This is a genomic window from Bradyrhizobium sp. WSM4874, from assembly GCF_055811835.1.
Genome location: NZ_JBVVPR010000019.1, coordinates 74291 through 85904, shown reverse-complemented (window position 1 = coordinate 85904; position 11614 = coordinate 74291). Strand labels below are relative to the sequence as shown.

16 protein-coding genes are annotated in these 11614 nt (G+C 64.9%); 7 read left to right on the top strand and 9 right to left on the bottom strand.

The window, feature by feature from the left end:
- Window positions 1-19: 19 nt before the first annotated feature.
- From AC0L3P_RS20570 to AC0L3P_RS20550, 5 genes are all read right to left on the bottom strand, one after another.
- A complete protein-coding gene (locus tag AC0L3P_RS20570) occupies window positions 20-634 on the bottom strand; it encodes a hypothetical protein (RefSeq protein ID WP_473304498.1) in 615 nt (204 codons plus the stop codon).
- Window positions 635-747: 113 nt separating this feature from the next.
- Window positions 748-1515, bottom strand: a complete 768-nt coding sequence (gene pgeF, locus AC0L3P_RS20565; protein ID WP_473304496.1) for a peptidoglycan editing factor PgeF — start codon at window positions 1513-1515, stop codon at window positions 748-750.
- Entirely contained in the window at window positions 1512-2630 is a 1119-nt protein-coding gene (locus tag AC0L3P_RS20560) for a class I SAM-dependent methyltransferase (protein WP_027565372.1), read from the bottom strand. Before AC0L3P_RS20560 ends, pgeF begins: the two co-directional genes overlap by 4 nt.
- 21 nt (window positions 2631-2651) lie before the next feature.
- Window positions 2652-3497, bottom strand: coding sequence for a prolipoprotein diacylglyceryl transferase (gene lgt, locus AC0L3P_RS20555; protein ID WP_275172454.1), 846 nt, complete (start codon window positions 3495-3497; stop codon window positions 2652-2654).
- 14 nt (window positions 3498-3511) lie between these two features.
- The gene (locus AC0L3P_RS20550; protein ID WP_027520357.1) at window positions 3512-4243 is read right to left on the bottom strand and encodes a dienelactone hydrolase family protein; all 732 of its coding nucleotides are present in this window, start codon (window positions 4241-4243) and stop codon (window positions 3512-3514) included.
- 169 nt (window positions 4244-4412) lie between these two features.
- Here AC0L3P_RS20550 and AC0L3P_RS20545 point away from each other — a divergent pair, with 169 nt between their 5' ends.
- The 4 genes from AC0L3P_RS20545 to ychF all read left to right on the top strand — a co-directional run bounded on the left by AC0L3P_RS20545 (window position 4413) and on the right by ychF (window position 7539).
- A complete protein-coding gene (locus tag AC0L3P_RS20545; protein WP_007596812.1) occupies window positions 4413-4664 on the top strand; it encodes an accessory factor UbiK family protein in 252 nt (83 codons plus the stop codon).
- A gap of 278 nt (window positions 4665-4942) precedes the next feature.
- Complete coding sequence (locus AC0L3P_RS20540; protein WP_275172456.1) at window positions 4943-5662, top strand: 50S ribosomal protein L25/general stress protein Ctc; 720 nt, start codon at window positions 4943-4945, stop codon at window positions 5660-5662.
- Window positions 5663-5720: 58 nt separating this feature from the next.
- Window positions 5721-6326, top strand: coding sequence for an aminoacyl-tRNA hydrolase (gene pth / locus AC0L3P_RS20535; RefSeq protein WP_275172457.1), 606 nt, complete (start codon window positions 5721-5723; stop codon window positions 6324-6326).
- 115 nt (window positions 6327-6441) lie between these two features.
- Entirely contained in the window at window positions 6442-7539 is a 1098-nt protein-coding gene (ychF, locus tag AC0L3P_RS20530; RefSeq protein ID WP_007614830.1) for a redox-regulated ATPase YchF, read from the top strand.
- 119 nt (window positions 7540-7658) lie between these two features.
- Here ychF and AC0L3P_RS20525 read toward each other — a convergent pair whose 3' ends face one another.
- Window positions 7659-7955, bottom strand: a complete 297-nt coding sequence (locus tag AC0L3P_RS20525) for a DUF4282 domain-containing protein (protein WP_275172458.1) — start codon at window positions 7953-7955, stop codon at window positions 7659-7661.
- 178 nt (window positions 7956-8133) lie between these two features.
- Here AC0L3P_RS20525 and AC0L3P_RS20520 point away from each other — a divergent pair, with 178 nt between their 5' ends.
- The 3 genes from AC0L3P_RS20520 to AC0L3P_RS20510 all read left to right on the top strand — a co-directional run bounded on the left by AC0L3P_RS20520 (window position 8134) and on the right by AC0L3P_RS20510 (window position 9413).
- Entirely contained in the window at window positions 8134-8586 is a 453-nt protein-coding gene (locus AC0L3P_RS20520) for a MaoC family dehydratase (protein WP_473304486.1), read from the top strand.
- Window positions 8586-9068 (top strand): MaoC family dehydratase, encoded by a 483-nt coding sequence (locus tag AC0L3P_RS20515; protein ID WP_473304482.1) that lies wholly within the window; start codon window positions 8586-8588, stop codon window positions 9066-9068. The genes AC0L3P_RS20520 and AC0L3P_RS20515 overlap by 1 nt, the downstream gene beginning before the upstream one ends.
- Before the next feature lie 198 nt (window positions 9069-9266).
- A complete protein-coding gene (locus AC0L3P_RS20510; RefSeq protein WP_007596790.1) occupies window positions 9267-9413 on the top strand; it encodes a hypothetical protein in 147 nt (48 codons plus the stop codon).
- Between the two features lie 41 nt (window positions 9414-9454).
- On the opposite strand, the gene AC0L3P_RS20505 is transcribed toward AC0L3P_RS20510, so the two are convergent.
- The 3 genes from AC0L3P_RS20505 to AC0L3P_RS20495 form a co-directional block, all read right to left on the bottom strand.
- Window positions 9455-9592, bottom strand: a complete 138-nt coding sequence (locus AC0L3P_RS20505) for a hypothetical protein (protein ID WP_007614812.1) — start codon at window positions 9590-9592, stop codon at window positions 9455-9457.
- Window positions 9593-9857: 265 nt separating this feature from the next.
- Window positions 9858-10280 carry a hypothetical protein gene (locus AC0L3P_RS20500; RefSeq protein WP_473304479.1) on the bottom strand — a complete coding sequence of 141 codons (423 nt, stop codon included), beginning with the start codon at window positions 10278-10280 and terminating at the stop codon, window positions 9858-9860.
- A gap of 309 nt (window positions 10281-10589) precedes the next feature.
- Complete coding sequence (locus AC0L3P_RS20495; protein ID WP_473304477.1) at window positions 10590-11510, bottom strand: hypothetical protein; 921 nt, start codon at window positions 11508-11510, stop codon at window positions 10590-10592.
- Between the last annotated feature and the right edge of the window lie 104 nt (window positions 11511-11614).

Here is an 11614-nt window from a genome sequence, read left to right as displayed (position 1 = left end):
GGCCGTGGTTTCGCGGGGGTTATCGCTCGGCATAGCCCAGCGCCGAGGCCGGCATCTCGGCCACCGGGGCCTCCGGCATCACGCTCGCCACGGCCGGCCCGCGCAAGCCGGGAGCCGAGCCCGGCGCATCCGGCGTTCCGTTGATCATGTTGGAAAGTCCGCTGAATCCGGCTTGGGCGATCTTCCGCAGCACGAGGTCGTCGGCCGCGCTCCAAGGATCGCGGCCGCCCTTGGCCGCAGTCGGTTCCTCGCCGGAAAGGCGCAGCGCCCGCTGCTGGTTGGCGTCGTAGACGTCCCAGACCCAGGCGATCACGGTCTTGCCGCGCACGATCTGGGCGGAGAGGTAGCTGCGCACGCGGTAGGCAGCCGTCCCCTCGCGCGAGACCACGGACAGGCTGCGCAACTTGGATTCGCTGTCGAGCACGCCGACCATGCGGTCGAACACTTGCGCCGGCGGCCCGTCGATCGATTCGAACGCGACTGTCGCCCCCGAGCCGGCGCTCGGCGCCATCGCATAGGAGTTCGCGGCACCACCGCCACCGGCACAGCCGCCGAGGGCTGTCGCAGCCGTCAGCAGCATGACCGCCAGCACGCGCGAACCCGCGCGGCGCAAGATGAATGACGCGTCCCTCATTATGGAGGGCAGCGATATCGTTAAAACGCATTAACGTCTAGGGCGGGGGCGCCACAGGCCACTGTCATCGCGCGCAGGCATAGCCCCGGAATGACACGGGGTTGCCGTTGTGTTCACACTTCGAGCGCGATCGCGTGAACGTGGCGGCCGTAATCCGGCTCCTTGCGATGTACCGAGCGGCGGTAGCTGAAGAAGCGTTCGTCGGCGTAGGTGTCCAGACCGAGATCGTCGATCATCAGGATGCCCGCGGCTTCCAGACGCTTGCGGATGAAGCCGGCGAGATCGAACATCGCGTGTCCTTCGCGCACCGACGGGATGAAGAACATGGCGTTGTCCGCATCCGCCTCGATGAAGCGCGTCACGAACTCGTTGCCGACTTCATAACTGTCCTGGCGGATCAGCGGGCCGACCGCGGCGATGATGCCGCCGCGCGAGGCGCCGAGTTTCTCCATCGCCGAAATGGTCTGCTCCAGGACGCCGGTGAGCGCGCCCTTCCAGCCGGCATGCGCGCCGCCGATCACGCCCGCATTGGGGTCGACGAACAGCACGGGCCCGCAGTCGGCGGTGGAGACGCCGAGCGCGATGCCGGGCACCTTCGTCACCAGCGCATCGCCCTTCGGCCGCGGCCCGCTCGGCCACGGCGCGTCGGCCACGAGCACGTCGGGCGAATGGATCTGGTGCAGGCTGAGAAAGCGTTCCGGTGCGACGCCGACATGCTCGGCCATGCGGCGGCGGTTCTCCGCGACAAGGGCCTGATCGTCATTGGAGCCGAGCCCGCCGTTCAGCGCGGAATAGATGCCGCCCGAGACGCCGCCTTCGCGGGTGAAGAAGGCATGGCGCAGGCCCGGCACCGCCGACAGCAGCGAGGAGGCAAGCGTCATGAACCGTCTCCGGCGCGTTCGAGATCGCTGAGGCCCGCAAGGCCCGTCAGCCGCGGCTCGGAGATGCCGAGCACCTTGAACATCGAACCCATGCCGCTGCGCCCGGTTTCGGTCAGGCGCTTGAGTGCGATCGAAATGTCGGTGGCAACGTCGGGCGCCGCCTTCTGCATCAAGGCGGCTGCACGGGTCTCGATGCCGACGCGTTTGAGGAAATCGCCCTGCGTCACCGGCCCGTGCACGCGGGCGCCCACGTCCTCCGCTCCGCGCGCGAGCGCCTGGAAGTCGACATGGGCTGTGACGTCGGCCTGGCCCGGCGCCTTCAGGGGATCGGTGAAGGTGTGGCGCGCGATCGCCTGGAAGGTGTCGCCGGCATCGCTGCGCAGATGGCCGTAATCGATGATCAGCGCCGCGCCGTCCTGGTCGCGCACGCGGCTGGCGAGCTTCATGATCTCCGCATCGGGCCGCCATTCGAACACGGCCCCGACGGGCGCGGCGCGGACCAGAGGCGGCAACAGCACCTCGAAGCGCGGCGTCGGCTCGGCCGCCGCGCCGAATTGAAGTTTTCCGTTGGCGTCGACCTCGATCACGCGCTCGTGCCAGCCGTTCTCGTGACGGACCATCTGATGGATCGGCAGCACGTCGAAATATTCGTTGGCGAGGATGATGCTCGGTCCCTCAGGCACGTCGTCGATGCTGTCGTGCCAGGCGATGTTGCGCACGCCCGATAGCGTCGCACTCTGCCGCTCGCGCAGGACCGGATTGACCTCGACCATGTGGATGTGGAGTGCCTGGTAGAGCGGCGGCAGCACGCGGAGCGCACGCAGCGCATCGGCCATCATGGTGCCGCGGCCGGGGCCGAGCTCGATCAGCCGCAGGAATTGCGGCGAGCCCATCTGCTTCCACACCGAGGCGGTCCACAGGCCCAGGAGCTCGCCGAACATTTGGCTGACCTCGGGCGCGGTGGTGAAATCGCCTTCTCGTCCCAGCGGATCGCGCGAGACGTAATAGCCATAGCGCGGATGCATGAGGCACAGTTCCATGTACCGCCAGACCGGCATGGGGCCGGAGGATTTGATCAGCGCCTTGATCTCGTCGAGTAACGGCTGGTCGGTCACGGTCCATCTTCTCAAGAGGAATTAACGAATAGCCCCTGCGGGCTTCGGCGCATCGCGCCTCACTGCCAATACAATAAGTATGAGGCCGACAATAAGCATTGGGATCGACAACAGCATGCCCATGGTTAATCCGCCCCAGAGGAAGCCGAGCTGGACGTCCGGTTCGCGGAAATGCTCGCCGGCGATCCGGCTCAGACCATAGATCAGGATGAACGCCCCGAGGATCATGCCCGGCCGTTTCAGGGCACCGAAGCGGATCATGATTGCGAGGGCGGCAAACAGCAAAATGCCCTCCATGCCGGCCTCATAGAGCTGGCTCGGATGGCGCGGCAGCTGGGTGGGATCGTTGGGGAAGATCATCGCCCAGGGCAGCTCCGGGTCAGCGGCGCGGCCCCACAATTCGCCGTTGATGAAATTGGCGATGCGGCCGAGCAGCAGCCCGACCGGCGCGACGGCGGTTGTGATATCGCCGAGCGACAGGATCGAGATGCCGTTGCGATAAGCAAACCACATCACCGCGACGACGCAGCCGAGAAAGCCGCCGTGGAAGGACATGCCGCCTTCCCACAGCCTGAAGATCGCAGCGGGATGGTCGATGAAGAAGGGCAGATTGTAGAACAGCACATAGCCGGTGCGGCCGCCGAGGATGATGCCGAGCGTGACCCACAGAATGAAGTCGTCGATCTGCACCAGCGACATCGGCGCCGGGCCGCCCCACAGCCGCTCTTTCTTCAGGAGCGAGCGCGCATAGAGCCAGCCGAACACGATGCCGCAGATATAGGCCAGCGCATACCAGCGGATCGCGAACGGACCGATCTCGATCGCGATCGGCTTGAAGGCGGGAAAGTCGATGAGCAGAAAGGGCATCGCGCCTTCTATGTCTAGACGAGATTGCGGCGATAGAGCGCCAGCAGACGCTCCCAATGCCGCTCGGCTGCGTCGCGGTCGTAGACCGGACGCTTGGGGAAGGCGAAGCCGTGATGGGTGCCGGGATAGATCTCGACTTCGGCTTTGGCGCCGCTCATGCCCTGCTTCACCTTCTCGATGATCTCGGCGGGCGCGTAGATGTCGGTCTCGGCGCAGGCGAAGTAGAGTTCGGCCTTGGTCTTGGCTGCCGCGAGATGCGGGCTGTCGTCCTGGTCGGTTGCGAGCTGCGTGCCGTAGACCGAGGCGGCGGCCTTGACGCGATCGGGGAAGTGCGTGGCGGCATTAACGGCGTAGCGGCCGCTCATGCAGTAGCCGACGGTGCCGATCAGTTTGGTGTTCGCAGCCGCCTGGCCCTCGGCATAGGTCAGCAACGCCCGCGTGTCGTCCATGATCATTGGGATCGTGAGCGATCCCATCAGCGCAAACATGCGCTTGCGTTCCGGGGCGTTCGGATCGGCGGGCAGCGCGCCGAGCTCCATCACGCCGGAGCGGTAATAGAGGTTCGGCAGCATCACGTAATAGCCCGATGTCGCGAGCCGGCGCGCCATGTCACGCAGCTCTTCGCGGATCGCCGGCGCGTCCATGTAGAACAGGATGACCGGAAACGGCCCGCCGCGTTCGGGATGGCTGATGAAGGTTGCGGTGTGACCGTCCTTGGTGGGGATCGCGATCTGCTGGTCGATCATATCGAGCGCCTTTTATGATTCTTCTTATGCAGGGACGTTGAATACGATTGCAAGGAAACCGGGGCATGACAAGGATACCGCCGATCGGCCCTTGAACCGGCTCCATCGGATTGCCATTGTCTCCCCGCGCGTTCGCGCAGAGTTCATCGAAAGCCGCCAGGAGACCGACATGACCCAGACCAACAACCGGTTTTTCGACGAGATCGGCCGCCTGATGAACGATGCCGCCGGTGCCGCGCAGGGCGTCAAGCGCGAGTTCGACACGGTGATGCGCACCCAGGCCGAAAAATTCCTGCGCGATATGGACCTGGTCAAGCGCGAGGAGTTCGAGGCGGTCAAGGACATGGCGCGCCTGGCGCGTGAGGAGAACGAGGCTCTGAAGGCGCGCATCGCGGCGCTGGAGGCCAAGCTCGGCGGGTAGACTTTTCCGTCATTCCGGGGCGATGCGCAGCATCGAACCCGGAATCTCGAGCTTCTCTGGTGCGCAATCGCGCACCAGAGTTCGATCGCTGTCGCGACCGCCCCGGAATAACCGACAGTTCAGGGACGCCCGGTAGCCCATTCTCCTTGTCATTTCCGCGTCTTCCGGGTAAAAGCCCGCCACGTCTGCAGCCCCCGCACCCCTGGAGGCTTGCTGCGGCGTATGCCATGGGCCGCGTTGCGGCCCATTAACTTTTGCAAAAACAAGGACTTAACGTTATGGCGACCGTCAAGGAATTGAAGGCGACCGCACGTCCGAAGAGCGGCAAGGGGGCCGCCCGGGCTGAGCGTCGCGCCGGGAGAGTGCCCGGAGTGATCTATGGCAACAACCAGCCCCCGCTGACGATCTCGATCGAAGATCGTGAACTGCGCACCCGCATCCTCGCCGGCCGGTTCCTGACCACGCTGGTCGACATCGATCTCGAGGGCAACAAGCACCGCGTGATTCCGCGCGACTACCACCTCGATCCGGTCAAGGATTTCCCGATCCACGTCGACTTCATGCGGCTCGGCGAAGGCGCCACCATCCGCATCAGCGTTCCCTTGCACGTGGTGAAGGCTGAAGGTTCGCCGGGCGTGAAGCGCGGCGGCGCCGTGAACATCGTTGCGCACGCGATCGAGCTCGAGTGCGGCGTGGAGAACATCCCGCAGTTCATCGAGGCCGACGTCGGTTCGCTCGAAATCGGCCACTCGCTGCATCTCTCCGACATCAAGCTGCCGGCTGGCGTGAAGGCGCTGACGTCCGAGGACGCGACCCTCGTCACCATCGTGCCGCCGTCCGGCTACGCCGAAGAGCAGAAGGCCGCGGCTGCTGCTCCTGCTGCGGGTGCTGCTGCTCCGGCGGCTGGTGCTGCTCCGGCTGCGGGTGCTGCTGCTCCGGCAGCGGCTGCCAAGGCCCCGGCTGCCAAGGCTCCCGCCGGCGGCGACAAGAAGAAGTAATCTCTCAAAGCTGGCGCGCGGTCCATGACCGCGCGCCGAGCGAGGGGCGCGCCGCGTCATGCGACTGTTTGTTGGGCTCGGCAATCCCGGCCCGAAATTCGCACGTAACCGGCACAATGTCGGCTTCATGGCCGTCGATGAGATCGCGCGGCGTCATGGTTTCGCGCCCTGGCGCCGCAGGTTTCAGGGCGAGACCTCGGAAGGCACGCTCGGCACCGAGCGCGTGATCCTGCTCAAGCCGATGACCTACATGAACGAGTCCGGCCGCAGCGTTCAGGAAGCGGCAAGCTTCTTCAAGATCGCGCCGGGCGACGTCACCGTATTCCATGACGAACTCGAACTGCCACCGGGCAAGGTGCGGGTGAAGGTCGGCGGTGGTATCGCCGGCCACAACGGCCTGCGCTCGATCTCCGCCCATATCGGCAACGAGTACCGCCGGGTGCGGCTCGGTATCGGTCATCCCGGCGTCAAGGAATTGGTGCACGGCCACGTGCTGTCGGACTTCGCCAAAGCCGACAACGACTGGGTGGCGACGCTCTGCGACGCGGTGGCCGAGCACGCGGCATTGGTTGCCAAAGGCACGGACGCGACCTTCGCCAACAGGGTGCATCTCGCCATGCAGGCGAAGGGATTTTTGACCAAGGACGACAACGGCAAGGAATAACTGGCTCTCCGTCATGCCCGGGCTTGACCCGGGCATCCACGTTCTTGGTGCCGCAAGTCAAAGTCGTGGATGGCCGGGTCAAGCCCGGCCATGACGAACATGGATAGAGGACATTATGGGATTTAAATGCGGGATCGTCGGATTGCCCAATGTCGGCAAATCGACCTTGTTCAACGCACTGACCGAGACGGCCGCGGCGCAGGCGGCGAACTATCCGTTCTGCACGATCGAGCCGAATGTCGGCGAAGTCGCGGTGCCGGATCCGCGGCTCGACAAGCTCGCAGCGATCGCCAAGTCGGGCCAGATCATCCCGACCCGGCTGACCTTCGTGGACATCGCCGGCCTCGTGCGCGGCGCGTCCAAGGGTGAAGGCCTCGGCAACCAGTTCCTCGCCAACATCCGCGAGGTCGACGCCATCGCGCATGTCGTGCGCTGCTTCGAGGATTCCGACATCACCCATGTCGAGGGCAAGATCGCCCCGCTCGCCGACATCGAGACCATCGAGACCGAACTGATGCTCGCCGATCTCGACAGCCTCGAAAAGCGCGTCGACAATTTGTCCAAGAAGGCCAAGGGCAACGACAAGGACGCCAAGGAGCAGCTCGATCTCGTCAACCGTACGCTGGTGCTGCTGCGCGAGGGCAAGCCCGCGCGTCTGGTCGAACGCAAGGCGGAGGAGGAGCGCGCCTTCGGGATGCTCGGCCTGCTGTCCTCCAAGCCCGTGCTCTACGTCTGCAACGTCGAGGAAGGCTCGGCCGCGACAGGCAATTCGTTCTCGAAGGCGGTGCAGGACCAGGCTGCCAAGGAAGGCGCCATTGCCGTCGTCATCTCGGCAAAAATCGAATCCGAGATCGCCACCATTTCACGTGACGAACGCGCCGATTTCCTGGAGACGCTGGGTCTCGAAGAGGCCGGCCTCGATCGCCTGATCCGCGCCGGCTACACGCTGCTCGACCTCATCACCTATTTCACAGTGGGCCCGAAGGAAGCGCGCGCCTGGACCATCTATCGCGGCACCAAGGCGCCGGGCGCGGCCGGCGTCATCCACACCGACTTCGAGAAGGGTTTCATCCGCGCCGAGACCATCGCGTATGAGGACTACGTCGCGCTCGGCGGCGAAGCCGGCGCCCGCGATGCCGGCAAGCTCCGCCTCGAAGGCAAGGAATACGTCGTCGCCGACGGCGACGTGATGCATTTCAGGTTCAATACGTAAGATCTGGATAGGTTCGTAGGGTGGGTTAGCGCAGCGTAACCCACCACGCTTCCTCGTTTGCAGAACGAAGTTGGTGGGTTATGCCTTCGGCTAACCCACCTACGGCGCCGGTGCTTGCCTCACTTCATCCCGCCGCCCTGATCCCTGATCGCGCCGAGATGCTCGTTGATGCGGAAGATGATCAGGATCAGCTCGGCGAGAATGCGCGAGAACACGATTCCGACGACGACGCTCGCAATCGACGACAGCAGCATCAGGAAGCCGCCGAACGGGCTGATCGCCATCATCGCGAGGCCGGAGAAGATGCCGGAGAGGCCGAACAGGCAGATCAGCGCGATCACCAGCCAATAGAAGGTCTTGATGATCGTCGGCGTGATGAAGCGGTCCCATTGAAACAGGTCGCTGAATGAAAACATTGCTCTCCCCAGGGCAATTCAGGTGTTGCCGGGCCTTGCAAATGGATCGAGACCCCTGACCGATCCGACTCAAGACCAACGCCGGCGCGCCGAATGTAGCACGAGCCATGCGGGCCGGCGGGTTGAGATTGCCGCAAAGTGCGGCCACAATCTGTCATTCCCTCAAACCTTTCCCAAGATGACCCTGACCTTCGAAGATTTCCCGCCCGGCCGGTTCGGAACATTCGGCCCGCGCCATGTCACGCGCGACGAGATCCTGGCCTTTGCCGCCGAGTTCGATCCGCAGCCGATGCACCTCGACGAGGACGCCGCCAGCAAGAGCATGCTGCGCGGCCTGTCCGGCTCGGGCTGGCATCTCTGTTCGCTGATGATGCGGATGATGGCCGACGGTTTTATTACCCGCGCCGCCTCGCTGGGCTCGCCCGGCGTCGATGAGGTGCGGTGGTTGTCGCCGTTGAGACCCGGCGACAACCTCATGCTCGACGTCGATGTCGTTGAGGCCCGTAGCTCGAAGAGCCGCCCGGAGCTCGGCATCGTCAAGTTCAAATGTACCGTGCGCAACGCGGCGGGGCAGGCGCTGTGCGAGATGACCTCGCCGATCCTGATCAAGCGGCGCGAGGGGGCGGTCTGATGCCGTTTTTCGAGGAGATCGAGATTGGGCATCGCCGCGAGATCGGCGCCTATACGTTCACGGCGGAGTCGATCAAGACATTCGCCGCAAAATTCGATCCGCAGCGTTTTCACCTCGACGAGGAGGAGGGCAAGAACTCGCTGTTTGGCGGGCTCGCGGCCTCGGGCTGGCATGTCGGCTCGGCCTGCATGAGCCTGCTTGTCGCCGACGGCCAGCGTTTGGCGCGGGAAGCCGTTTCGCGCGGCGAGGAGGTCGCGGTGTGGGGCCCATCGCCGGGCTTTCGCGACCTGCGCTGGATCAGGCCGGTGCTCGCCGGCGACATCATCACCTACGTCAACGTCGTCATCGACAAGCGCAGCTCCGCCTCGCGACCCGGCTGGGGCATCCTGACCGCGCGCACCACCGGCACCAACCAGCGCGGCGAGGACGTCTACGCCATCACCGCCAGTGCCTTCGTGCCGATGCGTGTGAACGGCGGTTAGATTCGTTCCAGGATGAACGGCCAAAACAGGGTGCGAGTGTTGCCCCCGCGCTATGGACGCGATTCCGGGTGGCTGCCATAAGCCTGCGCAACATGGTTTTCCCGCGAAGCAGTTGGCGGAACCATCGAGTTGCTAACCAATTATGAACCTGTCGCTGTCTATTTGAACGAACTGGGCAGAGTACAGGGGACGAGGACCATGGCAGACCGCGGCGCACTCAAGCTGGTCGGATTCATCTTTGCTACCGCGACGCTGGCCGTGATGCTGGTGGCCGGCATGGTGGTGAAGGGCTATGCCGATGGTGCCTACACCCTGGAAGCTTCGACCGTGGAAGCCGCCCGGTAAGACTTCGTTAACTCCGCGGGGCCGCAACGCGGCCTCCGCCCTCAGCGGCTATAGACGAACGCCAATATCGCGATCGCAACCGCCAGCAATCCGACAAAACGCAGCATGATCGTGCCGAACTGGTTCGGCGCGGGCCGCAGCGGTATCGGGTCGGTGGTGTCGGGCCGAATGCTTTCCATGAAATGTCCCCAGGCCCGGCCGCGATGGCAAGGGCGCCTGGCGTTAGTCGCCGCGGGGATGCGGGAAGTTCAAAACCCTCCGCTGTCATGCCCCGCGAAAGCGGGGCATCCAGTAGGCTGCCGCGTCTCGGTGTCACATCACCGCCTCTGGAATACTGGATCATCCGCCTTCGCGGATGATGACGCTACATTGAGGATGCCCCCCAGAATCAAAACCGCCGCGCCCCTTTCGGAACGCGGCGGCTGGTGATGCGGGATGCAGCGATCAGCTGTTGCGCAGGCCGTCGGCGGCGCGCTTCCACTGCGAGACGTTGTCGGCGATCATGCGGGTCGACTTCATCGCGGCCTGGCTGAGCTGGGCGTAGCCGGAGATCTCGCGCTGGACGCGCTGGCCTTCGGCGTGGAGCAGATCGCGCAGGCTCTCGAGCTCGGAGATCAAATTCTCGATCTCGGCAAGCGAGGTGCCGGCGACGCGCTGGATCAGCGAGTTGACGTTGGTGACGGTGGCCTCCGCGCTCGGATCGAGCGGCGGCGCGTCCGTGGTGGTCGCTGCCGGACGGCGCAGATAGGCGATGTCGTTGCGGACGAAGTCACGGATGCCGGCTTCGACTTCCGTCACGGCGGCGAGGTTGGTGTCGATGGTCTCGGTCTCGGTACCTTCGGTCTTTTCCGGACGCATGGCGTTCATCGTTGTTCCCCTGTTCGCGTTGAGCGCAGCGCGAGTGTCCCCCGCACGACGACGTCAGTCTGGGACTAGGGCGTCGGATTTTGGCCGCAACTTGGCCGAGGTGCGGCAAGGGCGGTCCATTCGGGGGCTTTGCCGTGGCGTATGGTTACGGGAGTCTGAACGCGGTTGCCGCGCCGAACTTTCTAGCTCCTCATGGTGAGGAGCGCGAAGCGCGTCTCGAACCATGCCCGGCCCGGCTCTCGCGGGGGCCTCGATCCTTCGAGACGCGCTCCGTTGGAGCGCTCCTCAGGATGAGGGGAGAGAGTGGACCTACCAGCTCTTCTTGAAACCCGCCGTCAGGCTCTTGTTGATCGCCCCTTGCGAGGTTTCGCCGACCGAACCGGAGACGGTGACGTTGTCGAACAGCTTTTGCTCCGCGCCGACCTTGCGCAGCCATTTGTCGTCGGTGGTCGACAGCGACTGGCCCGCGGTGATGCTGGTGCCGGTGTCGGTGAGGGTGACCTTGGCCGACTGCTCGGTCTCGTAATTGCGCGTGATGTGACCGCCGACGCCGGGGAGCGCGGTGGTGCCCTGCTGGTTGACGCTGTAGCCGTTCTGGAGCGTCAGCGACGTGTCGCCCGACAGCGGCACCGACTTGATCAGCGACGCCCCGAGCTTGCTCTGTTCGGCGCCGGGATCGACGCGGGCCTCCACCGCGGTCTTGTCCCAGATCGCGCCCGCGCCCGGTGCGGTCGCGGCCGCCCAGGCGCTGCCGGACGATTGAGGCACGCTGCCGCCATTGGTGGCCTTCTGCGCCAGCAGCTCGGACATCGTCCGCGGCTCGCTCGTCACCGTCATGTCTGCACCGATGCGGGCGTCCCAGAATGAGGATACCGACTGCTTCACAGTCACCCCCGAGGAGCCGTTGGCGTTGGCGTTCGTCGCCCAGTTCAGCCCGTCCTTGGCGGCCGCCTGGGCGCGCTTCTTGGCGGCGGCGATGTCGTTGAGCGTGCCGGCGTCGATCGCGAGCTGGCCCCAGTCGAGCTTGTCGACGTCGATGCCACGGAGCAGGTCGGGGTCGTTGACATCAGCGGCCTCCGCCGTCTCGGCCTCGTCGTCGTCAGGCGCTGCGGCCGGGCCGGGGGAGAAGGGCGGAATGATCTGCGCCGAAACCGTCAGCACCGATCCCAAGATGAAAGCGGCCGCCAGCATCGGCAGCCTGGTCCAGCCAAACCCTGTCGAGAATTCCATCGTCCTGCCCGTCAGCCCAGTTCCCGCCGAGGATGCGGAACCATCGTTGCGAAATTGTGGCGGTTCCATCAAACGCGAACCAACGGGCCGCGCGAAAGGCGCGC